The organism is Paenibacillus montanisoli (assembly GCF_003268025.1).
Classification (GTDB): Bacteria; Bacillota; Bacilli; order Paenibacillales; family Paenibacillaceae; genus Paenibacillus_Z; species Paenibacillus_Z montanisoli.
This window is the reverse complement of the sequence record NZ_QLUW01000001.1, coordinates 1762482-1786289: the sequence shown is the minus strand read 5'-3', so window position 1 is coordinate 1786289 and position 23808 is coordinate 1762482. Positions and strand designations below refer to the sequence as shown.

Annotated in this window: 22 protein-coding genes; 2 read left to right on the top strand and 20 right to left on the bottom strand. The window is 54.6% G+C overall.

The window, feature by feature from the left end:
* The 7 genes from DL346_RS07975 to DL346_RS07945 form a co-directional block, all read right to left on the bottom strand.
* Positions 1–1428, bottom strand: a complete 1428-nt coding sequence (locus DL346_RS07975) for a sulfatase family protein (RefSeq protein WP_112881474.1) — start codon at positions 1426–1428, stop codon at positions 1–3.
* Positions 1425–1994 (bottom strand): adenylyl-sulfate kinase, encoded by a 570-nt coding sequence (gene cysC, locus DL346_RS07970; RefSeq protein WP_112881473.1) that lies wholly within the window; start codon positions 1992–1994, stop codon positions 1425–1427. Before cysC ends, DL346_RS07975 begins: the two co-directional genes overlap by 4 nt.
* A 128-nt stretch (positions 1995–2122) precedes the next feature.
* Entirely contained in the window at positions 2123–3121 is a 999-nt protein-coding gene (locus tag DL346_RS07965) for a Gfo/Idh/MocA family protein (protein ID WP_112881472.1), read from the bottom strand.
* A complete protein-coding gene (locus DL346_RS07960; protein WP_112881471.1) occupies positions 3114–4544 on the bottom strand; it encodes a sulfatase family protein in 1431 nt (476 codons plus the stop codon). The genes DL346_RS07965 and DL346_RS07960 overlap by 8 nt, the downstream gene beginning before the upstream one ends.
* A gap of 47 nt (positions 4545–4591) precedes the next feature.
* Positions 4592–5395, bottom strand: a complete 804-nt coding sequence (locus DL346_RS07955; RefSeq protein ID WP_112881470.1) for a sugar phosphate isomerase/epimerase family protein — start codon at positions 5393–5395, stop codon at positions 4592–4594.
* Positions 5396–5428: 33 nt separating this feature from the next.
* On the bottom strand, positions 5429–6535 hold the full coding sequence (locus tag DL346_RS07950) for a Gfo/Idh/MocA family protein (RefSeq protein ID WP_112881469.1): 1107 nt from the start codon (positions 6533–6535) through the stop codon (positions 5429–5431).
* A gap of 34 nt (positions 6536–6569) precedes the next feature.
* A complete protein-coding gene (locus DL346_RS07945; RefSeq protein ID WP_112881468.1) occupies positions 6570–7640 on the bottom strand; it encodes a Gfo/Idh/MocA family protein in 1071 nt (356 codons plus the stop codon).
* Between the two features lie 205 nt (positions 7641–7845).
* Between DL346_RS07945 and DL346_RS28980 the strand changes: the two genes are divergently transcribed.
* Positions 7846–7992: a hypothetical protein gene (locus tag DL346_RS28980; protein WP_165822407.1), complete on the top strand. Its 147-nt coding sequence runs from the start codon at positions 7846–7848 to the stop codon at positions 7990–7992.
* Between the two features lie 85 nt (positions 7993–8077).
* Here DL346_RS28980 and DL346_RS07940 read toward each other — a convergent pair whose 3' ends face one another.
* From DL346_RS07940 to DL346_RS07920, 5 genes are all read right to left on the bottom strand, one after another.
* Entirely contained in the window at positions 8078–8518 is a 441-nt protein-coding gene (locus DL346_RS07940; RefSeq protein ID WP_240633062.1) for a hypothetical protein, read from the bottom strand.
* A gap of 266 nt (positions 8519–8784) precedes the next feature.
* The gene (locus DL346_RS07935) at positions 8785–10191 is read right to left on the bottom strand and encodes an NAD-dependent malic enzyme (protein WP_112881466.1); all 1407 of its coding nucleotides are present in this window, start codon (positions 10189–10191) and stop codon (positions 8785–8787) included.
* A 1-nt stretch (position 10192) separates the two neighbouring features.
* Entirely contained in the window at positions 10193–11443 is a 1251-nt protein-coding gene (locus DL346_RS07930; RefSeq protein WP_112881465.1) for a Glu/Leu/Phe/Val family dehydrogenase, read from the bottom strand.
* A gap of 97 nt (positions 11444–11540) precedes the next feature.
* Positions 11541–13109: an L-glutamate gamma-semialdehyde dehydrogenase gene (gene pruA, locus DL346_RS07925; RefSeq protein WP_112881843.1), complete on the bottom strand. Its 1569-nt coding sequence runs from the start codon at positions 13107–13109 to the stop codon at positions 11541–11543.
* Positions 13110–13128: 19 nt separating this feature from the next.
* The gene (locus DL346_RS07920; protein WP_112881464.1) at positions 13129–14043 is read right to left on the bottom strand and encodes a proline dehydrogenase family protein; all 915 of its coding nucleotides are present in this window, start codon (positions 14041–14043) and stop codon (positions 13129–13131) included.
* A 215-nt stretch (positions 14044–14258) separates the two neighbouring features.
* Here DL346_RS07920 and DL346_RS07915 point away from each other — a divergent pair, with 215 nt between their 5' ends.
* Positions 14259–16031 (top strand): sigma-54 interaction domain-containing protein, encoded by a 1773-nt coding sequence (locus DL346_RS07915; RefSeq protein WP_112881463.1) that lies wholly within the window; start codon positions 14259–14261, stop codon positions 16029–16031.
* A gap of 63 nt (positions 16032–16094) precedes the next feature.
* On the opposite strand, the gene rocF (DL346_RS07910) is transcribed toward DL346_RS07915, so the two are convergent.
* From rocF (DL346_RS07910) to DL346_RS07875, 8 genes are all read right to left on the bottom strand, one after another.
* Positions 16095–17003 carry an arginase gene (gene rocF, locus DL346_RS07910; RefSeq protein ID WP_112881842.1) on the bottom strand — a complete coding sequence of 303 codons (909 nt, stop codon included), beginning with the start codon at positions 17001–17003 and terminating at the stop codon, positions 16095–16097.
* A gap of 53 nt (positions 17004–17056) precedes the next feature.
* Entirely contained in the window at positions 17057–18247 is a 1191-nt protein-coding gene (locus DL346_RS07905; RefSeq protein ID WP_112881462.1) for an ornithine--oxo-acid transaminase, read from the bottom strand.
* A gap of 41 nt (positions 18248–18288) precedes the next feature.
* Entirely contained in the window at positions 18289–19200 is a 912-nt protein-coding gene (rocF, locus tag DL346_RS07900; RefSeq protein WP_112881461.1) for an arginase, read from the bottom strand.
* 358 nt (positions 19201–19558) lie between these two features.
* Positions 19559–20434: a LysR family transcriptional regulator gene (locus DL346_RS07895; protein ID WP_112881460.1), complete on the bottom strand. Its 876-nt coding sequence runs from the start codon at positions 20432–20434 to the stop codon at positions 19559–19561.
* Between the two features lie 104 nt (positions 20435–20538).
* On the bottom strand, positions 20539–20826 hold the full coding sequence (locus tag DL346_RS07890) for a HesB/YadR/YfhF family protein (protein WP_112881459.1): 288 nt from the start codon (positions 20824–20826) through the stop codon (positions 20539–20541).
* A gap of 104 nt (positions 20827–20930) precedes the next feature.
* Positions 20931–22187: a D-alanyl-D-alanine carboxypeptidase family protein gene (locus DL346_RS07885; protein ID WP_165822406.1), complete on the bottom strand. Its 1257-nt coding sequence runs from the start codon at positions 22185–22187 to the stop codon at positions 20931–20933.
* 80 nt (positions 22188–22267) lie between these two features.
* The gene (locus DL346_RS07880; RefSeq protein ID WP_112881457.1) at positions 22268–22771 is read right to left on the bottom strand and encodes an NUDIX hydrolase; all 504 of its coding nucleotides are present in this window, start codon (positions 22769–22771) and stop codon (positions 22268–22270) included.
* Positions 22772–22844: 73 nt separating this feature from the next.
* Positions 22845–23768, bottom strand: coding sequence for an aldo/keto reductase (locus DL346_RS07875; protein WP_112881841.1), 924 nt, complete (start codon positions 23766–23768; stop codon positions 22845–22847).
* Between the last annotated feature and the right edge of the window lie 40 nt (positions 23769–23808).

Genomic DNA, 23808 nt, shown 5'->3' with positions numbered 1-23808 from the left:
TTATTTGCTGCGAGTGTGTTTGCTGGTTGCTTCGTCAAACCGGGCGCGGTCCGGGTTGCTTTTCCATTCGTCCCACGTCATGCCCGCTCCCGCCAAAATCTGCTCAATCCGCCTGCGGAAAGGAAGACCTCTCTCCTCCAGCTGAATGCGCATCGGATCGATCCGGTCACCCAGCTTGCGCGCAACCCAATTTTCCAGCTCTCGTTCGAAGGCATCAGCCAATTCCGGCTCTGCCGAAGCGAGATTCATCGTCTCGGCCGGGTCGACGGTAAGATCGTACAATTCGCGCGGCGGCCTCGTGAACGGTCCGGCATCGTACGTGCGGATAAACTTGTAGCGGTCCGTTCGGATCCCTCTTGCCGCCTGCCAAGCACATTCGCTCAAGAAGACGGTTTCATGCGTCCCCTCAGCCTTAGCCTCGATCGCATCCCACAGGCTTCTCCCGTCCAGTCCTCCAGGTTCGGACAGCTTGGAAAGATCGATACCGGATGGCGCCTCCCTCCGAATCGCCTCCAGCAGCGTCGGAAGCAGATCCACCTGCTGAACCAAGCCTTGCGCGCGCCTTCCCTGCGGCATTCTGCCCGGCCACCTCATGATGACGGGCACGTTGACTGTCGGCTCATACAAGCCGCAATGATCCCAATAAATATCATGCTCGGTCAAACTCTCGCCGTGATCGCCGAACAAGACGAGCAGCGTTTCTTCCTGGATGCCCAGCGCAGCCAGATGGTCATCGAGCTCCTTCAGCCGGTCATCCAAATAGCGGATTTCCGCATCGTAGAGCGCGTCGTAATAGTCGCTGTCGGTCACGTTGCCGACTAAATCGTAATGGTGATGCTTGAAGAACGGGTATGCGGAATGGTTATACGCCGGCTCCATGCTTTTGTTGCGCGGATCGTACGGATCCTTGGACGTATCGTAAAATTCCGGGATATAGGACTCCGGCGGCAAATACGGCGTATGCGCATCCCAGTAGTGCAGGAACAAGAAGAACGATTCGTCCTTGTGCTGCTCGATCCAAGGCATCGCCAGCTTGTTGACGGTGCTGCCGTCGATCCAGCGGTTGCCGCCTACGCTGTTGATGTAGTATTGGAATCCGCGGGCAAACCATTCCTTCAGCTGGTATAAGTTATCGACCGCTCCCGTCGTAAATCCGGCCGTGCGAAGCAGCTGCGGCAGCCATGCCACCGATTTCGGCAGCTGCGTCAGATCGGAGCCGTGCGAGACGACGCCGGTCGTGAGGCCGATTTTGCCGGTAAATACGCCGGTATGGGCCACCTCCGTCGGGATATCGGCCGCATACGCCTGTTCGAACAGAACGCCTTCGCGGGCAATGCGGTCGATATGCGGACTGGTTGGCTTCGAGTAACCGTAGCTGCTGAGCCGGGATGCCCGAAGGGTATCGAGCGAGACCAGAATGATTTTCATCGTCCACCTAGTCCTTTCCTGCTGTCGATATGCACGACCGATGCGGCCTGTTCAAGCCATGCGAGCACGATCTGGACGTTCTGCTCGAGCGTATTGCTGGACGTGCACAACGTAATATCCGGATTGACCGGTTCCTCGTATGGATCGGATATGCCGGTAAAATGTTGAATTTCACCGGCTCTCGCCTTTGCATATAAACCTTTCACGTCACGCATCTCGCAAACATGAAGCGGGCATTTCACGTAAATCTCGACGAATGACGGGATTTGCTGCTTCGCAGACTCCCTCATCGCGGCGTACGGGCTGATGGCTGAAACCAGCACATCAACCCCGTTGCGCGACAGCAAATTTGCAATGTAGGCAATTCTCCGGACATTCTCGAACCGGTCCTCCATGCTGAAACCGAGCCCTTTGCACACCGTTGCCCTTAATTCATCGCCATCCAGTAACTCGACGCGGCGTCCGCGCTCGCGCAGCTTCTTCTCTACGGCTTGGGCCGTCGTCGTTTTGCCTGAGCCGGATAAGCCGGTAAACCAGAGTACCGAGCCGTAACCTTTCTTCGTCATCGTATTCCCTCCGTCTCTTCTGCAGCATCCCTAGGTAGCAAGAAGAAACGGCTGACGCCGTCTTTGGCGGCGCGGTAAGTTTCTTCCCTTTGAAAGGTAAGCAATGTATATGAGGCACTTATTCGCATTTAGCTTTGGACTGTAACCGGCGCTCCGCCAAGCTGGTGCGACCGGATCGCCGCTTCGATAACTTCTTGGGCGGCGAGCGCATCCGCTCCCGACGCCGTTATTCGCTCAGGCAGGACGCCCGCTTTCAGTTCTTCGATAAAACAATCGATTCGCTGCTCGAACGTATCGTCGAAGCCATTCATGCCGCCGAACAGCGGATTGCGCACAACCGTCAGCTCATCGGAATTGTGCGGGTAATACGTCATGCTTTCATACACGTTATCTACGACAAGGCGCCCCTCATTCCCTGCTACCTCGCAATATTCGATCGGATGGCGCATCGACATGTCGTAGCTTCCGGTTAGATGGCCGACAGCGCCTGACGCGAATTCTACGTTTACGGAAACCGTGGACCAGGACTCCCTGCCAGGCGCTTTCGTCATAAACGACTGCACGCGGCGGATATCGCCTGCGAAGTAACGCATAACATCAATGGAGTGCGGATGAAGCGCCCGCATGTGCAGCCATTCCGTATCCTCCTGCGGATTGCGGATCGTCAGCCGCATGTTGAGAAACAATAGCGTTCCCAGCTTGCCCGACGAAACGAGCTCCTTCGCTTTATAAGCGGCAGGCGTAAACCGGTGATTCAAATTGCATGCGAGCCGGACGCCGCGTTCCCTTGAAGCCGCGACCATCGTCCTCGCTTCTTCGATGTTGTTCGAAATCGGCTTCTCGACAAATACATCCTTGCCGGCCTCGACGGCGATCATCACCGGGGCAAAATGGTGGCTTCCCTTCTCCGCGCCTGCTGTCGCCACGATGACGACGTCGACGTCTTCCTTGGCCAGCAGCACGCGCAAATCCGTGTAGTAGGGGACGCCGTGCAGCTTTCCGGCTGCTTCCGCCCGCTCGGGCATAAGATCGCACACCGCCGCAAGTACCGTGTCTTGACGCCGCATGTACGCCTGGCAATGGATTTTGCCGATATGATTGACGCCGACGACCGCGACCTTAATCATTGCTTTCCACCGGTTCCTTAGCTTCTTCCTGCTCCTGCGCTTTCTGCTGCAGCTTGCGGGCGTTGATAATGGATCCGATATAGAGCGAATCGTAAGCTTCCTGCGAGGAAGCGAAAAATTTATGGTTGCCGTTCCAGTTGGTGTTCGTGAAGATCGGATTGACGCGATTCACCTGCTCTTCGCGTTTGGCGATATGGTCGTTCATCCGCTTCAGCAGCAACGCGACCACTTCCGGCTCCTGATCGGCAACGTTCACGTTCTCCTCCGGATCGCGGATCAAATTGTAGAGCTCGATTTCCGGCTTGAAATGGAAGTCCGGCTCCAACGCGCAGATGAGCTTCCACTCCGGCGTCCGCCAGCCGTGCTTGCGCATCCACGTGCATTCCGTGATATACAGCTCGGTAAGCTCATCGGCCGGTGACGCAGTGCCGTCAATGAGCGCGTTCAGATTGCGGCCGTCATACTGCGTGCCTGTCTCGATCTTCAGCAAATCGAGTACGGTCGGCATAATGTCGGAGATGACGCTGACGCTCGGAATGCGTTTGCCTGCCGGCAGACGTCCAGGGAACTTCAAGATAAGCGGCACGACGAGCGTTGCGTCATATAGGCCATGATGGTCAAAATAGCAATCGTGCTCATACAGCGTCTCGCCGTGGTCGGACGTAATGACGATGAGCGTATCCTCTTCCAGTCCCATGTCGGCCAGCTTCGCGAACAAGTTTTGGATGCATACGTCCATATACGCGATCGAACCGTCGTACTGGGCCGTTACATATGCATGGTCGGTGACGTCTTCGCCGATCCAGGATTTTAAGAAATCCCCGAAAGGCTTGAAGCCGTAGACCGGCTCCATGGACGTATTCGCCGGATCCTTCTCGTCTTTGCCATAGAACATTCGCTCGTACGGCTGCGGAGGCAAATACGGGGAATGCGGATCCATGTGACGCAGGAACAGAAAGAACGGTTTATCGTCGGCCGCGAGGCGCTCCAGCTCCGGAATCGCCACGTCATTGAGATTTTCCGCTTTCGGGGCGCGCCCGGTCGCCTCGTCCGGCATCCATGATTCATAGTTCAGATAGGTTTGGAAACCGCGGGAGGACGGATTGCCCGTGAACCCGATGCAAGTCGTGTTGTAGCCGTTCGCTTCAAGCACCTCGGCCAGCGTTTGCACATGGCCGCCAAGCGGGCCTTCGTGGCGAAGGGCGACGACATCGGTTCCGAAGACGTCCATGCCGGTAAGCATGGAAGCGTAAGCCGGCGTCGTCGGGATGCTTGGGCTAAAGTGCTGCTCAAAAAGTACGCCTTGCGAGGCGAGTTTATCGATATATGGCGTCGTCAGACGCGAATAGCCGTAGCCGCTCATATGGTCGCGGCGCAGGCTGTCGATGCCGAAGAAGAGAAGATTAGGTTTTTTCGCGGACATGGATCGGAAGCCTCCTACTGATCGATTTTATGAATTGCCTTTGCGAATCAACGTGCGTTAAGCTTCTTCAAGCATGCGTTCAAATAACCGTAAGATTCTGCGGCGACGGCCGTTACCTGCTCAATCGTATGCGCCGGCTGCGCGCCGATGACTTCAAGCACGACCGGACCGTCGTAACCGCCTGTCACCATCGCCTCGCAATAGCCGTACAGATCGATGTCCCCTCTGCCGCATGCTTGCAGCTCGATCGGACCTGGACCTTGCTCGCGGCCTTTGCAATCGCGGATATGGATATGCTTCACGCGGCTGATGACCGCAGGCAGCGCTTCCTCTGCGTTCTCGCCGGACCGGTGGATATGGCTGGGATCCATATCGATGCCGAACGAAGGCGAAGTGATTTGCTCCATCGCGGCAAGCGTCGTAGGCGTATTGTAGATCGCGTTGCCGACATGCGCTTTCACGCAGAGCGTAACGCCGTAGCTGCCCGCGATTTCGGACAGCCTGCTCAGCTTGGCGATCGAAGCGTCCAGATCTTCGGCTACGCCGGATTTTCCGCCTGGTCCGATATTGACGATCGGGATGCCGATCGCTTGAGCGGCCTGAAAGGCAAGCAACAGACGGTCTTCGTCCAGCGACGCGACCTCCATGGAGAGGAACTTGAGCCCGTTCTCCCGCACGATCGCCTGCAGCTCCTCCTTCTGCTCCTGCCAGCGGCTAAGGTCAAGATGCTCGCACATGCCTTGAATGGCGGCAATTTCTACGCCGTCGTAGCCGCAGCGGGCAATCAACTGCGCCGCCTGGGCAAAATCATAGGATTTGAATAATACCGAGTTCACGCCAACTTGAATCATTTGCGGTGCCTCCTCTATTTTCGATTCGCTGGATTATTTCAAAAACAACGGGTCGCCGTGCAGCGGCGGCAGCGGGTGCGGACGCACCATTTCCCCGCCGCGCTCATACGACTCGATGACGGCAAAGGTATATTCCAATACGGCGAGCGCATCGCGGCCGTTGGCGCGCAGCTCCTCGAACGGCACGCGGTTCGAGACATCCTCCAGGAAAGCGTGGAGGCGGTGATTGAACGTCCGGTTGAAATCGTTCGTGCCATAGTCGGTCACTTCCGGCTCCGGCTGCACGCTAATCGCCGGAATGCCTTTGGCCGCTTTCCAGTACGAGATCTTCTCGACGCAGTTCTCGATGCAGAACGTGCCTTTCGAGCCGGCCATCTCTAGGCTCCACCAGCCGCCGAGCCCGTACACCGCATCGCCGCGCTGGCTAAGCAGATAGCCGACGCCGCCGTTTGCGAATTTCAGATGGATGCTGTTGATGGAAGCCATCACATCGCCTGCGTTTCTGCGGAAGCCCGGCCGGTCGGAGAAGGTTTGAATATGGGTAATATCGCCGCAGAAATAACGCATGACGCTGAGTGGGTGAGTCAGAAACGCCTTCATGTGAAAATACGGATGGCCCTTCACTTTGCCGGAGCCCGCAGGACCGTAGTTGGCTTCGCCGCCATTGAAGCCCATCTTCGCCAAGCAGTAAACCAGTTCCCCGATTTCGCCGTTCTCGATATACTGTTTGCCTTTCTCGGCCGGCGGAGTGAAGTAATGGTTCAGGTTGCAGCCTAGGTACACCTTCTTCTTCTCGGCAAACGCGACCAACTCCCTTGCTTCGCGGATGTCGTGGCAAAGCGGCTTCTCGACCAGCACGTGCTTCCCGTAACCGATCGCCTCCATGGCCGGCTCGAAATGCCAGCTGCCGTTGTCGATGCCGCCGGTCGTGACGTCGATGACCTCGATGTCCGGCTCGCTTTCAATCATGTCTTTCAAGCTGTAGTAAGCTTTTACGCCATACTTTGCGGCAGCGGTATCCGCGCGCTCCTTGACGACGTCGCACACGGCGACCAGATCCGCCAGTTCATCCTCTTTATAACAAGCTGCATGCAGGTTCCCGATTCCGTTCATGCCGACAATTCCGATTTTAACTGCCATTGCCTAGTCCTCCTCATCGATTAGGGGTTGGTACTTACACTTGCTCGATCTTCAGATCGCTCAGCTGCACGCGGCGTCCTTCTTCATTGGATACATAGGTGGCCAGCACCATCCGCAGCGACGTACGCCCTTCTTCTGCCGTTGCCAAAGGTCCGCTTTCCCCGCGCAGGAAATCGGCAAGCGGCTTCGCCAGTCCGCGAATGCGGTAACCATGATTCTGCGGCGAGACGATGCCGCTCGCTGTCCAAGTGCCGGTCGCAGTCGTAAACTTGATCAGGCCGGCTGACGCGCCGTCGTCCGGTCTAGGTACATTGCAGCTAGTCGCATCGCCGTAATTCTGGACGATCGTGCCCAGCTCGCCGATGATTTCGGTCGTATTTACGGCGGAGGTGCAGGTGAACGAGCAGCTGACTTCGGCGATCGGACCGCCGGAATAGCGATAGACCGCGATTCCGTTGTCCATCGGGATTCGCGGATTATACAGCGAGCCGATTTCGGCGGTTACGCTGTCCGGTTCACCGAGCAGCCAGTGGATGAAGTCGACCGGATGCGCGGAATCGTCCGCCCAAATATCGCGGTTCGCCGCCGGGTCGACATGCCATGTGTCGGCAAAATCGGCATTCAGCCCTACCGGAAGCCCATGCCTGCGGCGAACCATGAAAATTTGGCCGAGCTCGCCGCTTTCGATCCATTGCTTCATCTGGATGTTCTGCGGATCGGTGCGCATCTGCCAAGCCATCGTGAACGGCACCTGATGATCGCGGACCGCGTTTACGATCCGGTCCGCTTCCGCCATGGTCAACGCCAAAGGCTTTTGCAGCACGATGGCTTTCCCGCGCGCCGCCGCCAGCTCAACGAGTTCCGCATGTCTGGACGTTTCGGAAGCGATCACGACCGCCTGAATGTCGGACCGTTCCAGCAAACTGTCCGCATCCGCATAGCCCTGTAAGCCAAACTGCTGACATGCTGCCTCCATCCGCTGCGAATCATGGTCCCAGCCGGCCCTCACCGCAATGCCCAGCTCAGGATTTTTCCATTCGTCACAATAAGCATGGACATGCCCGTGGGCAAATCCGAGGATACCAACGCCGATGAACGCGCTCATACATCTCCTCCACTTGTTTACGACTATGAAAACGATTACTTACCCCCATTCTAATCAACCATTCAGGCAGAATCATGGTCGATCTGGACAATAAATGTTTCGATCTGGACATAATTGAATGATCGGCAAGAATCGGGCTCGCTAAGATTGGGCAACCTATGATCGCCTCAATCCTCAGGCAACTATATGACGAGGAGGATTCACGTTGTCCAGAAACAAGAACAAGACGCTGCAAGGCAAAATGGAAGCGATGCAGATGGCGTCCAGCCAGGCTGAAAACGATGTAGCAGGCTCGACTGACCGGAATCGAAACCAGAAGGGCACTGTGCCAAACAGTCCGTCCACGGGCTAAAAAGAACGCAAAAAAAGACAGCGGGACATTTGCCTTAAGGCAACCTGCTGTCTTTTTTTATGGATTTGCTAACAGTGGATCCATGTTAAATCGTGGCGAGATCGGTAATAACCCAGCTTTTGCTTCCCGCATCCGTAATCAGCTCCGCATAATCGGCAGCTTGCGCCGTCGCCGCCTGCCGCTTGTCCATTTTGTTCAATACCGAGTACGCCCGGGCAGCCGCTTCATAAGCATAAGCCATGTAGAAAGCGTCCAGCTCGGCATCAGCGCTGACCTTGATACACTTATTCGCATATTCAAGCGCAGGGCTGCCTTGGCCGATCTCGGCATAAACGCGCGCCAGCTGCCAATACCCGACGGAAAGATTCGTTGCCGTATGCTCTTCTACTTGCGTCCAATGCCAAAACGAGCTGTGGCATAAATGCACCATTTCATCATTTTCTTGTTCGGTTCGGTCTTCCTTGCTCAACAAGTCCCACACCTTGTTGAAACACGACGATGCCAGCTCTTTGTGCGTTAAAGTCACTCCCACAAGCCTCCCCAAGTGTGATAGTTAACGGTACAGCACTATCATAGTGATTTTTGAAACCGCTGCCAACAGACCTAAGAACCTTTCTCCCGCATTTTTGCATCCGGCCTATATGCGGTAACTAGTACCTCTCTCTCATTGATTTAGCGCATTTTCGAGCCCTAAAGCGATAACTTGTACAGTTTTACCCTCACATCGGCTCTCGCAAGCCAAAAAAATAGGTGTCCCAAAGCCGAATTAGGCCTGGAACACCCACTACTATTTTACCGGAACTCCGGCGGCGTCCGCCGTGCGACATTGGTCAATATCGCCGCTTCGATAACCGCCTTGCGCACTTGCACAACCACCTGCTCATTGAAGATACTCGGGATTATGTAGTGCTCATTCAGCTCGCCGCCCGAAACCACCGACGCGATCGCCCTTGCGGCAGCCATTTTCATCGGTTCGTTGATCCGTCTTGCGCGGCAATCGAGCGCGCCGCGGAACAAACCCGGGAATACGAGTACATTGTTAATCTGGTTCGGATAGTCGCTGCGTCCCGTCGCGAAGACAGCCACATGCGGCAGCGCTTCTTCCGGTGAAATCTCCGGTTCCGGATTCGCCATCGCGAACACGATGCTGTCCGGCGCCATCCGCTTGACGTCCTCTTCATTCAACACCCGCGCACGCGAGACGCCGATGAATACGTCCGCCCCGTCAATTACGTCCTTCAGCGTGCCGCTTCGCGACTCCACCTGAGGCTGCTCGGAAAGCCACTGCCACATCGGATGATGCTCGTAGCTCCCGCCTCGCACGATGGCGCCATCCCGATCAACGGGCACAAGCCGCTTCACGCCTGCTTGGAGCAGCATTTTGCAGATCGAAACGCCAGCCGCGCCGATGCCGTTAACGACAACGCGAATGTTTTCCATCCGTTTGCCGACCACCTTCAGCGCATTCAGCAGCCCGGCGATAACTACGACAGCCGTACCGTGCTGATCGTCATGAAAGACCGGGATTTCGAGCTCGTCCGCAAGCCGGCTCTCGATCTCGAAGCACCGCGGCGAGCTGATATCCTCTAGGTTGATGCCGCCGAAGATCGGGCTCATCACCTTGATCGTCCGGATGATTTCCTCCGTATCCTTCGTATCGAGGCAAATCGGGAACGCATCTACGCCAGCGAGCTGTTTAAACAGCATCGCCTTCCCTTCCATGACGGGCGCCGCCGCATGCGGACCGATATCGCCGAGCCCCAATACTGCCGTACCATCCGAGACGACGGCAACGGTATTGCGCTTGATCGTCAGCGAATATGCCTTATGCTGATTCTCCGCGATGGCCGTACACACTTTGGCTACGCCAGGCGTGTACACCTTCGAAAGATCGTCACGGTTCTTGATCGGCAGCGTCGGCTGGATCGTGATTTTACCGCCTAAGTGAACAAGAAATGTTCGGTCCGAAACGTTGACGACCGTTATGCCGTCGATGCTGCGAAGCGCATCGATCATAACCGTTTCGTTCTTGTCGGACAGATCGACCGTAATATCGCGCGTAGACGTATCATGGCCGGGTCGGATGACGTCAATCGAAGTGATGTCCCCGCCCGCCTTGCTGATCGCTCCGGCCACATCTCCGAAGCTGACCTTCTTATGATCAAGCTCTAGTCTGAAAATAATGCTCGTTTGTGCCATCTTAGACCCAACCTCTCCAACGTACGGCTTCCGCAACTCGTTTCAGGCCAACCATATAGGCTGACAGTCTCATATCGGCCTTCTTCTCTTGCGAGGTACGGTAAACGTTATGGAACGCATCCACCAAAATTTTAGTCAGACGTTCGTTGACCTCTTCTTCTGTCCAATAGTAGCCTTGATTATTTTGTACCCACTCGAAGTAGGATACAACCACGCCGCCTGCGCTAGCCAGCACGTCCGGCACGATCATGATCCCGCGCTCGGTCAAAATTTGCGTCGCCACATGCGTCGTCGGGCCGTTCGCGGCTTCAACCAACAGCTTCGCTTTGATCAGATGCGCGTTATCTTCCGTAATTTGATTTTCGATTGCCGCTGGAATTAGGATATCGCAATCCTGAACCAATAATTCCTGATTCGTTATCCGATTTGGAAACAGATTCGTAACGCAGCCGAAAGAATCGCGGCGTTCCAGCAGATGCTCGATATCAAGTCCGTTCGGGTCATACAGCGCCCCTGCGGCATCGGAGATGCCAACGATCGTAGCGCCGGCGTCATGTAAAAATTTAGCCAAATAGCTGCCCGCATTGCCGAAGCCTTGGATGATGATGCGCGCCTTCTGGATCGGAATGCCAAGCACCTTAGCCGCTTCGTTCATGACGATGCTGACGCCAAGCGCCGTCGACGACTCGCGGCCGATCGAGCCGCCAAGCACCAATGGCTTGCCCGTAATAAAGCCCGGCGAATCAAACTCGCGGATGCGGCTGTATTCGTCCATCATCCACGCCATGATCTGCGAATTCGTAAACACGTCCGGCGCCGGAATATCCTTCGTAGGGCCGACCAGCTGGCTGATCGCACGGACATAGCCGCGGCTCAGCCGTTCCAGTTCGCCGAAGGACATCGTGCGCGGATCGCATTGAATGCCGCCTTTGCCGCCGCCGTAAGGCAGATTCGTAATGCCGCACTTGATGCTCATCCACATGGAGAGCGCTTTCACTTCCTCCTGCGTCACATCCGGGTGGAATCGGACGCCGCCCTTGGTCGGTCCGACCGCATCATTATGCTGAGCACGGTAGCCGGTGAACACCTTTACCTTGCCGTCATCCATTTTCACAGGGATACGCACGGTCAGCAATCGAAGCGGTTCCTTCATCAGCTCGTAGTAAGCGCTGTCATATCCGAGTGTAGTTAAAGCCGTTTCGATAACCTGCTGCGTTCTTGCGAGTACGTCAACATTTTCTTTGACCTTCATGAGCAATAGCCCCCTCTGGAATGTGAAAAGCCGCATTCGGATGAAACGTGAAAAAAAGGCCCTCCATGCTGTTCGCTATAGAGGGCCGCAAAGTTCATTAGATTTTGCGGGATGTCAATTTGGCTTGCGTGAAGAGCAGCAGGTAATCGTAACCGCCTGCTTTGGAATCCGTACCGGACATATTGAAGCCGCCGAACGGATGCACGCCTACAAGCGCGCCTGTGCACTTACGGTTGATATACAGATTGCCGCAGTGTACGGTCTCCAGCGCTTCCGCGATGCGATCTTCATCCGTGGAGAAGTAAGAGCCGGTCAAGCCGAATTCCGTATCGTTGTACATCGCGATCGCTTCTTTCCAGTCCTTCGCTTTCGCGAGCGCCAGTACCGGCCCGAAAATCTCTTCCTGCATGATGCGCGCTTTGCCGCCTGCCTCGCCGAATACCGTCGGCTGGATATAGTAGCCGTTGCCTTCCGCTTTGCCCCCGCCAACCAGCAGCGTGCCTTCTTGCTTGCCTACTTCGATATACTCAAGAATACGCTCGTAGGATGTTTTATCAATTACCGGACCTGCGGCGAAATTTTGCTCCTGCGGGCCGACTTGCAGCTGTTTCGTCAGTTCGACAACGCGCTCGGCGACTTGATCGTAGACCGATTCCACGATGATCGCGCGCGAGCCTGCCGAGCACTTCTGGCCTTGGAAGCCGAATGCGGATGCCACGATGGCCGTTGCCGCCGCTTCCAGGTCAGCTGTTTCATCTACGACGATCCCGTCTTTGCCGCCCATTTCGGCGATGACGCGTTTGATCCAAATTTGGCCTGGAGCCGTGTCCGCTGCCAATTTATTGATGCGCAGGCCAACTTCCTTAGAGCCTGTGAAGCTGATGAAGCGCGTCTTCGGATGCGTCGTCAAGTAGTCGCCTACTTCCGCGCCGCTGCCCGGAATGAAGTTGATGACGCCTGCCGGCAGGCCTACTTCTTCCATCAGCGCGAAGAACTTATGCGCGATAACAGGGGTCGTCGATGCCGGCTTCAGCAGCACCGTATTGCCGGAAACTACGGCAGCCGTCGTCATGCCTGCGCAGATCGCAAGCGGGAAGTTCCATGGCGGAATGATAACGCCGACGCCGAGCGGAATGTACGAAATGTTGTTGTCTTCGCCCGGAATTCTCGTTAGCGGCTGCGTTTCATTCACTTGGCTCAGACGAATCATTTCGCGGCCGTAAAATTCCAGGAAGTCGATAGCTTCGGCAGTATCCACATCGGCCTCGACATAGTTTTTGCCGGATTCAAGCATCATTAGCGCGGAGAATTCATGCTTGCGCTCGCGCATCAGCTTCGCGGCTTTGAACAGATACTCCGCACGCTCGCGTGCGGGCACCTTTTTCCACGTCTCGAAAGTAGCCAACGCCGCTTGCATCGCTTGCTCGGCAAGCTTCTGATCCGCTTTGCTTACGTAACCGACCACTTCATCAACGTTGCCGGGATTGATCGACGTGATTTTCGCTTCCGTTTCGATCTTCTCGCCGCCGATCGTGAGCGGATAATGACGTCCCAGTTCAGTTTTCACCTTGGCAATTGCCGCTTGCATCGCTTTCTTGTTCTCTTCCAGCGCAAAATTCGTAAACGGCTCATTCGCATAAGGTTTTACTTCCGTAAATGTTTTCATGTTCGTCATTTCCCCTCTCTTATTTAAACATGTTCTTAAGCACGAACCATACATTAGCCGGCCGTTCGGCCAAGCGGCGCATAAAATAACCGAACCAATCGACGCCATAAGGCACGTATATGCGGATACGGTACCCTTCTTGAACGAGCTGCTTCTGCAAATCCTCGCAAATGCCGTACAGCATTTGGAACTCAAAGCGGTCCTTCGAGATGCCTTCGGCTTGCACGAACGTTTTCGTAAAATCGATAATGGCCGGATCGTGGCTTGCTACCGCCGTATAGTTGCCGTTCATCATATGCATTCGGATGATTTTCTTCAAATTCTCATCCACGTCTTTCTTCTCCGGGAATGCCACTTCAGGCGATTCCTTGTAGGCGCCTTTGACAAGACGCAGGTTTGCGCCAAGCGCGTTCAGGTTTTGAATATCCTGCTCCGTCCGGTACAGATAGGCTTGAATGACGATGCCGACATTGTCATATTCCTTGCGGAGCTCTTCGTAAATATCGAGCGACACTTGGCAGTGCGCGTAATCTTCCATGTCAATTCGGACAAAATTGTTATGCATCCTTGCCCGGTTCAAGATGCGTTTCATATTGCTCACGCAAAGCTCATGGCTAATGTCAAGGCCGAGCGACGTCATCTTGAGCGACAGGTTGGAATTAATGCCGGAGCTTGCGATCGCGTCCAGCGTCTGTATGCACATCTCTGCGGACTCCTTCGCCTCTTCTTCGCTAAACACGAATTCACCCAAGTGATCCAGCGTCGCCATGCGACCGTCATCATTGAGCTTGCGAACTGCATCTATCGATTGTTTGATCGTTTCGCCTGCCACGAAACGGGCAGCTCCGAAGCGAAGACCGTATTTCTTGGCCAAACGGTTGGCAGAGCGGCTCTTGCCTAATGCTTGAAACATATTTCGAAGCATTACTTCCATTCTGTCGTGTCCCTCCCCAAGGAGTTGTACAATGTTGTTCAATCATCTGAGGTCAATTATACATCTAACCTTCGATTTTGAACAGTATTTGTTCAAAAATTGTGTTCAACCAATCTTTTGAACAGTTGTGCAGCGCGACCATGGGCTTTTTTGTTGTATGCATCGCCAATATTATGGTAAATTTGAGTCATCCTACACACATTGCGAGGGCCAATATGTTCAATATTGAACACATCTCTATAAACAATCAGATCACGCATATGGACAAGTCAATTTCGGTTGAACAGCTTAAGCGGGCGCTTCGGGAAGGCGAGGCGGTCATGTTCGCTGATTCTAATGATCATGATAAAAATAGTGCGGTCTTCGTTGTTCCGGGCGATCTGCCGCTCATAGAGGTTTGCTGCCCGGCAGCTGAAGCGTCAGCGATGGCTGGCATTTGCGAAATGAGTTGGTTCCGGTCACCGGTCTTTGACTTAACCGCCGCTAATTTATTAACTACATTAAACAGTAGGACAAACCGCCCCGTGCTGCTTCGAGATCCTAACGGGAAGATCATCGGATATGCCGGACTAGCCGAGCTGTTGCGGCATGCGATTGTCGAGCAGCAGCGCTGGGAGGCTTATTTCAAGACGCTGTCGGAAACCGTAACAGAAGCGGTTACGGTCGTAGACCGAAGCGGCGAAGTGATCTGCTGGAACCCGGTAGCCGAAGAAATCTACAATTTGCCCAAAAGCGATATTCTCGGCCGGCGGATCGGCGAGCATTTTGAAACCGAAACCTTAATGGTGTTAAAGATTCTCGACGAAGGCCGGCTTATTCGCAACACCTATCACCGCCCCCGGGAGGATACGCATGTGCTCATCAATGCCTCCCCAATTCGCGGTGCGGACGGCGCCATTATCGGCGGCATCGCCGCGGAGCAGGACATTACGCAGCTCGTTCGGCTGAACGAACAACTGACGTCCGCTCATACGTTATCGCATCTGCATCGGTCTGCGGACAAGGAATTGTTCTCATTGATCAAAGGCAAAGGTCCGGCTATCGGCAAAGTGATGCAGTGGGCCCGTAAAGTTGCCGCAACCGATACCCCGGTCTTGCTGATCGGTGAGGGGGGCGTCGGCAAGGAGCAGCTTGCGCAAATCATTCATAATGCCGGTCCGCGCGCAGAGCATGCTTTTCTATCCGTAAACTGCGGCATCGTGCCAATGGGCCTACTCGAAACGGAGTTATTCGGCTTTCAAGGCGGCGCATTTACGGGCACGGAGTCCGGTCAAGCCGGCAAACTCGAGCAGGCGAAGGACGGTACGCTCTTTATCAATGAAATCGACCGGATGTCGCTCGAGCTTCAAGCCAAGCTGTATCATTACATCTCTCAGCAGACGTTTACCCGTTCAGGCGGCAGCAAATCCATCGAGGTGCGCACGCGAATTATCGCGGCTTCCACGCAGGACTTGGCTTCGCAGGTCGCGCAGGGTCTCTTCCGCTCCGATTTGTACTATGCGTTGAATGTTGTCTCGCTTGTTATTCCGCCGCTCCGCGAGAGGCCGGAAGATATACCGGCGATGCTGCACATGTACCTGAAGCAGTTTTCGCTGCAATACCAAAAGCCGCTTCCTGCCTTGGCGCCGGAAGTGCTGCTCGCGTTCTCCAACTATGATTGGCCGGGCAATATCCTCGAGCTGCGCAACGTGATTGAGCGCTGCGTCATTCTGAGCGATGAAGATACCATCACGCTGGAGCATTTGCCGCCGGCCTTGCAAGCCCAGCAGCCAAGCCTTTCCCACCCTGCTGCCAAGGAGTCGGACCTTGCAGCAGAGGCGGCAGGTACCGAGAAACGGCTTAAAGCAAGCATTAGCAATGACGAGGAGCAGGCGCTCATTCACGACGCGCTCGCACGAACAGCCGGCAATAAAAGCGCCGCTGCCAAGCTGCTTGGCGTCTCCAGAGGCACGCTTTATAACAAAATGAAAGAGTTCGGACTGGAGTAGAAAGCAGAACACAGCTTTGAAAGCAAAAGCCGTTACTTCGCGTAACGGCTTTTTGGTGATCGATTAAATAATCCGCTTGCCCAGCAAGGAAGCGATAAGTCCAATGGCTAGACGAGCCGTGCGCCGGCTTTCGTCCAGCTTGGAATTGACTTCAACGACGTCGATGGAGATAATCCGTCCGGTTTCGGCCAGCAGCTCGCACGCAAAATGGGCTTCCCGGTATGTCAACCCGCCCGGTACCTGATTTTCCACCCCTGGCGCTTCGATTGGATCAAGGCAGTCCGCGGAGAAGCTGACATGGATGCCGTCGGTTCCTTGTCCGGCAATATCGATTGCCTTTGCGATTACCTTCTCGATGCCCATCCGGTCAATTTCGTGCATCGTGAATACGGTAATCCCTTCAGCCAGAATGAGTTCACGTTCCTCAGGCTCCACATCGCGAACCCCGATCAAGACCACGTTTTGCTTGTTTATAGCCGTTTCTGAGACGCTTCCGGCGATGTCGGAAAGCTTCAGCTTCGCCATGCCGAGCGCGACCGAAAGGGACATGCCGCCCATCTTGCCGTCCGCGTTCAGCCCCGCATGCGCGTCAAAATAGATCACGCCAACCTTGTTAACGGTTGTTGCCAAACCGGCAAGGACACCGATGGTCACGCTGTGGTCGCCGCCCAGTACGAGCGGGATATGCCGATTGCCGACTTCACTGGCAACCAGCTCAGCCACTTGCGCGCCCATTTCCTTAACTTCGGGCAGATGCTTCGGATCTTTGGAATCCGCTGCCGGCTTCGCGCAATTGATTTTATAATCCCCGGCGATTTCGCAGGCTGTCTTGCGGAGCTGTCGCATCAATCCGGCTTGCAGCATGCTCTCGGGGCCCTCCTCCGTTCCGGGGCGGACCGTACCTAATCCGAAAGGCACCTGGATCAGGCTCAGCTTCTTCGTATTCACAGTTACTTGGTTCTTCTCTGCCATTTCGAACACCGTCCTATACGTCTTCTGAATCCTTTACCGGCTTGTATGCCGGATTAGAAAAGCTGCTTTATTCGTGCGAGCGCCCAATCGAGCTGTTCCTTCGTAATCGTTAGCGGCGGCGCGAAGCGAATCGTCGTTTCATGCGTTTCTTTGCATAGAATGCCGAGCTCCTTCAGCTTCTCGCAATAAGGCCTTGCTTCGCCATGCAGCTCCAGGCCGATAAACAAACCTCGTCCCCGCACCTCTTTGATTACCGGATTCGCGATCTGGCGAAGCTGTCCGATGAAGTATTCGCCAAGCTCCTCCGAGCGCTTTACGAGCGCTTCGTCTTGCAGCACGTCGAGCGCCGCGATAGCCACCGCACAGCCGAGCGGATTGCCTCCGAACGTGGAGCCGTGCGAGCCGGGATTGAATACGCCTAAAATCTCTTGGTCAGCCGCAACGGCCGAAATCGGGAATACGCCGCCGCCCAGCGCTTTCCCCATGATGTACATATCCGGTACAACGGATTCCCAGTCGCAGGCGAACGTCTTGCCGGTCCGGCCAAAGCCCGTTTGGATCTCGTCGGCGATAAGCAGCACACGGTTCGCTTTGCACAGCTCAGCCGCCGCTTTCAGGAAGCCTTCCGGCGGCATCACGATGCCGGCTTCGCCTTGAATCGGTTCCACGAGGAACGCGGCCGTGTTCGGCGTAATGGCTTTTCTCAGCGCTTCCAGATCGCCGTAAGGGATGATTTTGAATCCCGGCGTAAACGGACCGAAGCCCTCCTTGTACTCCTCCGATGAGGAGAACGAGGTAACGGTAATGGTACGTCCGTGAAAATTGCCCTCGCAGACGATGATTTCCGCTTGATCGTCCGTGACTTGCTTTACGGTATAAGCCCAGCGGCGAACCGCTTTAAGCGCTGTCTCGACCGCTTCAGCGCCTGTATTCATCGGCAAAATCATATTTTTCCCGGTCAGAACCGAAAGCTTTTCGTAGAAAGCCCCCAGCTGGTCGTTATGGAACGCGCGCGACGTAAGCGTGACTTTATCCGCCTGCTCCTTCAGCGCCGCGATGATGCGCGGATGGCGGTGGCCATGGTTGAGCGCGGAATAGGCACTGAGCATATCCATGAATTTGTTGCCCTCCGGATCCTCGACCCAAACGCCCTCCGCCCTTGAAATGACGATTGGCAGCGGATGATAATTGTGCGCGCCGAATCGTTCCGTTTGTTCGATAATGCGATTAGTCACGGTGACCATACTATCACTCTCCCTTACACAATCTCATACAGCATATGCACCTACAGGATCCGTTCGCCAAACACCGATCCGATCAATTCAACTGCGGCCATCGCCGTCTTATTATGCTGATCCAGCATCGGGTTCACTTCCACGAACTCGGCGGAAACGAGGATATTGCGTTCGAACAGCATCTCCATGGCAAAATGGCTCTCCCGGTACGACATCCCGCCCGTGACCGGCGTGCCGACCCCCGGCGCTTCGAACGGATCCATGCCGTCCAGATCCAGGCTGAGATGAACGCCGTCCGTTCCGTTCGACACGATTTCCATCGCCTCTTCCATGACCTGCTTCATGCCGTTGCGGTCGATATCATGCATCGTGAAGACCCGAATGCCCTTTTCTTTCAGAAAAGCACGCTCGCCGGGATCGATCGACCGTGCGCCGATAATGACGACATTTTCCGGGCGCAGCTTGTTTTCCGCTCCTCCGATGCCGACCAGATCGGGATGCCCATATCCGAGCGCCGCCGCAAGCGACATGCCATGGATGTTCCCGGAAAAGGTGGTTTCATGCGTATTGACGTCCGTATGCGCATCAAACCAGATGACGCCAAGCCGTTTCACGTGCTGCAGAACGCCTTTGATCGTTCCGATTGCAATGCTATGGTCACCGCCCAAGACGAGCGGGAATTGTCCTCTGGCCATCTCTGCCGACACCTTATCGCAGAGCTCCGTATTGACGCGGACGATTTCCTGCAGATGCTTCAGCTTCTCGCCTTCTTTCGGCGTTTCCAGCCTGCGCTGCACGTCTAGATCGCCAGTATCTTCTATGTTAAATCCAAGCGTCCTCAACCGTTCGTGAAGATTCGCCCCTCGAATCGCATCCGGCCCCAGGTCAACGCCTTTGCGGTCTGCGCCATATTGCAGCGGCACGCCGATAATGGAAATATTGTTGTTTTTTACCGCGTTCATAAGCTGCACTCCTTCCTTATCCTTCGAGTATGTCCATTGTAGCATGGGGATTTTATTAGAAAAAATTGAAATAACTAATGATAACAATTGAGAAATCCTATGTATGATTATGCAATGTGAGGAGGTTCAGAGGCGCGCGGGGAAAACACAAGGAAGCTACAGAGGCGCAGAAGGAACGTGCAAGCTACAGAGGCGCGTGGATTGACGCTTACGCTTCTCCACTCCCGCACCCCTCCCTCTCCCTGCTGTATGCAGCTTGGGTCCAACCTTAGAGCAAAACCTTTCCTCGCCGTGCGGTGAGGAAAAAAGCCTTCAATCCTGATTACCACCGGATTGAAGGCTTAAGTTAATATTAGTTCTAATTCCATTCCTTCCAGATGCGTTGAACAATGTCGGAGAAGGACTGGATATTTTGTTCGTCCATCCTCTTCTTCAGGATGACCATGGACGTTTCGATTTTGCCTGGGAAGCGGTGAATTTCGGCTAGCGTGCCTTTGCGCAGCTCGTCCTCGACGAGTGCGGAGCCAAGCAAGGCGGTTCCGGTATGATAAAGCACGGTGCGTTTAATCGTTTCGTCCGTGACGCACTCGATGATTTTGTCCGGGGTGAAACCGTACTCCTGAAGGCATTCGTTCATGAGCCGCTGAATGTTGGAGCCGGTTTTATACGTAATGAACGGATAGCTCTTCAGCAGCGTTTTTACGTCGTGCTTCTCGAACAGCTCCTTGGTGGTCACCAGCACTAGGTCTTCCTTCCCGAGCGGCAGCGACTCCATTTGCTGAGATTCGCACGGTCCTGCTATGATCGCCAAATCCGCTTCGTTCGAAACGACTTTCTTCATCGCATCGTTGCTGTCGCAGGAGAACAGCTGCAGTTTGACCTGCGGATTTTCCGAAATATAGGAATGAATGATTAGCGATAGATATTGCGTACAATAAAATTCGGGCGCCGCTACGGTCAGCACGCCATGCGGCTTTTCAAGCTTGCGCAGCTCCGTCTCCATCTCGTCCAAGAGCGCGAACGTTTGGTCGATGTATTGCTTGACCAGCTTTCCGGAAGGGGTCAGATAAGTCTTTTTCCCGACGCGATCGAACAAAGTTACGCCCAACTCGTTCTCGAGCGATTGCAGCTGGAGCGTAATTGTCGGCTGCGTGTAGCCGAGCTGTTTGGCGGCATTCGTTAAATTCAGCGTATCGGCAACGACTTGAAACGTCTTATATTTTTTGAAATCCATGCGACAATCCGCCTTTGAGAACCATAATGAATCATTATAGTAGTCCATGAAAAGAAGGGCAAGCCTGCGGCCCGCCCCTCGTAATCCGGCTGTTTATGCGTGCGCTATACGAGCTTCATCCAGATGTCGTCTTCCTGCTCGTTAAACGTGATCTGCAAATCCCGATCCTCTAGATACCACAAATTGTCCGCTTCCATGAAGAAGGTAATGCCCTCGACTACTTGATGAAGCCCCGGATCCCTTGGTTCATCCTTCATGATCCCGAGCGAATATCCTGGTTGAAAACTGCCGCTGCCACCTAGCCGAACGAAAATACGCAAATGATCGCCATCCGATAAATCCATTTCTCTGATATACCAGCGTGCAGCCGACTGTTCAACCACTATTTTCATCGCTTCCATCTCCTCGTTTTGGATACGGTTACATGATATATATATACGCCATCGGGATCGCATTTACCTCTTTACCCGGGAAAGAAACGATAGGCGTTCCTAATTTATAGTCCGCGAGAACGCTCTCGCTTCTTGCGATTGAACCGAATATAAGCCAGGATGGCCAAGTATACGATTAGTCCGAGCCAAGTAAGGAAAATCGTCAGGTTCGTGCTTCCGGATGGCTCTTGCTTCTCTAACTGGACGGAAGCAGCCGATGACATCTCTGGCACTTGTTCCGGTTCGGCCGCCGGCGCTGACAGCGCTACAACGGGAAGCTCGGGCTTCACCGGCTCCATGATGCCAGCCGTAACGAGGCCCATCGAGCTTTGTACGATGACCTCCCCTTGGACGTTAACGGATACGGATGGCGTTTCACCCTTAGGCACAACCGTCCATATCGGCTCTCTCGTAATGAATTCAGCCGGCTCGGCGCTTTCGAACGGATAGGCCTGATTGGCCGAAAGCAGCTGCTTCAGTTCAAAATGCTCAAATCCAAAATCGAGTAAATTGCGCATGTCGCTGTAAACCGCAGACTTCGAAGGAGATTTCAAAAGAACGCCGATCAGCTCCATATCGCCGCGCTTGGCCGAGCCGACTAGCGTAAACCCCGATGCTTCCGTGTAGCCGTTCTTAATCCCCGTCGCCCCATCGTAGTCTTTGAGCAGCTGGTTGTGATTGATTAGCGAAGATGTCCATTCTTGCCCGACCCAAGGCATCTTCTTCGTTGCGACAATTTTGCGGAACGTTTCGTTCTGCATGGCATATCGGCTGATCCGGGCCATATCCAGCGCCGTCGTAACCTGGGCCTTATCCGGCAGTCCGCTCGGATTGACGAAATTCGTATGCTCCGCGCCCGCCTTCTCTTTGACGAACGCATTCATCCGCTCCGCGAATTTCGCCTTCGAGCCGTCTATATATTCCGCGATCGCCGTGGCGGCATCATTGCCGGAGTTCATGAGCATGCCGAAAAGCAATTTATCTAGCGTCACCTGCTCACCCTCCGCCAGATAGATGCGAGTTCCATCTTCGCGGCGGGCTTCTTTCGACACGGTCACCACGTTGGATAAAACGCTTTCATTTTCGATTGCCACAATGCCAGTCACGATTTTGGTAATACTCGCCGGAAACTGCTGCTTCTCGGCATTTTTCTGAACCAATACGATGCCTGTCCGGGCATCCATCAGAATCGCCGATTCCGAGGCCAGCTTAAGCTGATCCTGTTCTTCCTCAGCCGCAATGACCGGTGACGCAAAGCAGAAGACGTTGATTAACAACAGCAGCAGCGATGCGCCTAGGCGCGAAATGCGGTGTGCGATCATGGATTGGCTTGACCTCCTAATGCCGATCATAGCAAGCGTTTGCTATTAACGTACCATCTGGAAAGGCTGTACTTCAATTATTATTTTCTGCCATGCGTCGACAGCTCAAGGACAGCAATCGGCACCGCTTCGTAAGCAGTCAGCCGATTTCCGTGAAGCACGCACTTATGCTCATAGCAAGGCTCGTCCGACAGGACGGCAGGCAAATACTCCGGAATGATAACGCCAACGCCGTAGTTTCCTTTTGTTAAAACCCAAGCTTTCTCTTTCCACTCCAGCAGCCCTTCATCGATGCAAACCGGCGTATCATATTCCGCATGCTCCGGCAACGTTGCGCAGAACACATGCATGCCGCCGATATCTGCTTCGTCTACGCGCCAAGAAACAATTCCCCGGTATCTAAAGCTTGTTAACCTCAGCCCCGTTTCTTCAAACACTTCCCGTTCTACGCACGCTAACGGCGTTTCTCCGGGTTCTAGCTTTCCGCCCACCCCATTCCACAAGCCCATCGCGGGAGGCTTGTTCCGGTTCAGCATCAACAAGCGGCTGCCTTGCTCGATAAAACAAATCGTATACGTGTACATCAATTCCTCCGGAAGTTATCGAAGTCGCAAAAAATAAGGTTGAACAGGCCAAGCCGGCCTGTTCAACCATCGTTTACTTCACAAGGACATCCTGCGGATGGCCGGCATCCAGCAGCTCGACGACGCTAGCATTCGAATCGACCTGCGCAGGGCTCTTGCAGCCCGGGATCACCGCCGTCACCGCCGGATGCTTGAGGCACCAAGCAAGCGCCCAAGCTGCCATATCCACGCCCGGCGTAACCTCTTCTATCGCGATGCGCTGTACCTCCTGCAGCTTTTGCACCGTGCTTTCACGGTCATGGCGGTGCCGCACGTCGGTCACGTCGAAAACCGCATCCGGCTTGTATTTCCCGCTCAAGTAGCCGCTTGCGAGCGGTACGCGCGCAAGTACGCCAAGGTCCTGACTGATGCAGGATGGGAACACCTCTTCCTCCGGCGCTTGATCAAGCCGGTTATAAACGACTTGAATGACTTGCGAACCGACCTTCGTCGAAGCATCAACCTGGTGAATGTTGCGGTTGCTCCCGATGGACGTGCCCAAATGCTTGATTTTGCCGGCTTGCACCTGTTTGTCCAAAACCGTCCAGAGCTCGTCGTTATCGAAGACGGCATCCGGCCCGGAATGGAATTGATACAGATCGACGTAATCCGTCTTCAGCGCGGCTAACGACGCGTCTAACTGTCTGATGACGTCAGCCGGGGAAAAATCGTCCGTGCGCGTGAATCGTTCGTGGAAATGATGGCCGAATTTCGTGGCGACGATCCAATCTTCCCGCTTGCGGCGCGACAAATAGTCGCCGATTAATGATTCCGATAGATGATCGCCGTAGCATTCCGCCGTGTCGATCAAGTTGATGCCGAGCTCTGCGCCGCGATCCAGAATCGCATCCGCTTCCTCCTGCGTGAACGACTGTCCCCATTCGCCGCCGAACTGCCATGTTCCGATGCCAATGACCGACACGTTCAGGTTTGTCGATCCAAGTCTGCGATATTTCATGCTCATGTTCACCGTTTCCTTTCTATTTTGAAAAAATGGC

Bases quoted from the DNA above. Each gene is read 5' to 3' on its own strand.
- DL346_RS07975 (WP_112881474.1), bottom strand. From the start codon at position 1,428: ATGAAAATCATTCTGGTCTCGCTCGATACCCTTCGGGCATCCCGGCTC.
- cysC (WP_112881473.1), bottom strand. From the start codon at position 1,994: ATGACGAAGAAAGGTTACGGCTCGGTACTCTGGTTTACCGGCTTATCC.
- DL346_RS07965 (WP_112881472.1), bottom strand. From the start codon at position 3,121: ATGATTAAGGTCGCGGTCGTCGGCGTCAATCATATCGGCAAAATCCAT.
- DL346_RS07960 (WP_112881471.1), bottom strand. From the start codon at position 4,544: ATGTCCGCGAAAAAACCTAATCTTCTCTTCTTCGGCATCGACAGCCTG.
- DL346_RS07955 (WP_112881470.1), bottom strand. From the start codon at position 5,395: ATGATTCAAGTTGGCGTGAACTCGGTATTATTCAAATCCTATGATTTT.
- DL346_RS07950 (WP_112881469.1), bottom strand. From the start codon at position 6,535: ATGGCAGTTAAAATCGGAATTGTCGGCATGAACGGAATCGGGAACCTG.
- DL346_RS07945 (WP_112881468.1), bottom strand. From the start codon at position 7,640: ATGAGCGCGTTCATCGGCGTTGGTATCCTCGGATTTGCCCACGGGCAT.
- DL346_RS07935 (WP_112881466.1), bottom strand. From the start codon at position 10,191: ATGGCACAAACGAGCATTATTTTCAGACTAGAGCTTGATCATAAGAAG.
- DL346_RS07930 (WP_112881465.1), bottom strand. From the start codon at position 11,443: ATGAAGGTCAAAGAAAATGTTGACGTACTCGCAAGAACGCAGCAGGTT.
- pruA (WP_112881843.1), bottom strand. From the start codon at position 13,109: ATGAAAACATTTACGGAAGTAAAACCTTATGCGAATGAGCCGTTTACG.
- DL346_RS07920 (WP_112881464.1), bottom strand. From the start codon at position 14,043: ATGGAAGTAATGCTTCGAAATATGTTTCAAGCATTAGGCAAGAGCCGC.
- DL346_RS07915 (WP_112881463.1), top strand. From the start codon at position 14,259: ATGTTCAATATTGAACACATCTCTATAAACAATCAGATCACGCATATG.
- rocF (WP_112881842.1), bottom strand. From the start codon at position 17,003: ATGGCAGAGAAGAACCAAGTAACTGTGAATACGAAGAAGCTGAGCCTG.
- DL346_RS07905 (WP_112881462.1), bottom strand. From the start codon at position 18,247: ATGGTCACCGTGACTAATCGCATTATCGAACAAACGGAACGATTCGGC.
- rocF (WP_112881461.1), bottom strand. From the start codon at position 19,200: ATGAACGCGGTAAAAAACAACAATATTTCCATTATCGGCGTGCCGCTG.
- DL346_RS07895 (WP_112881460.1), bottom strand. From the start codon at position 20,434: ATGGATTTCAAAAAATATAAGACGTTTCAAGTCGTTGCCGATACGCTG.
- DL346_RS07890 (WP_112881459.1), bottom strand. From the start codon at position 20,826: ATGAAAATAGTGGTTGAACAGTCGGCTGCACGCTGGTATATCAGAGAA.
- DL346_RS07885 (WP_165822406.1), bottom strand. From the start codon at position 22,187: ATGATCGCACACCGCATTTCGCGCCTAGGCGCATCGCTGCTGCTGTTG.
- DL346_RS07880 (WP_112881457.1), bottom strand. From the start codon at position 22,771: ATGTACACGTATACGATTTGTTTTATCGAGCAAGGCAGCCGCTTGTTG.
- DL346_RS07875 (WP_112881841.1), bottom strand. From the start codon at position 23,768: ATGAAATATCGCAGACTTGGATCGACAAACCTGAACGTGTCGGTCATT.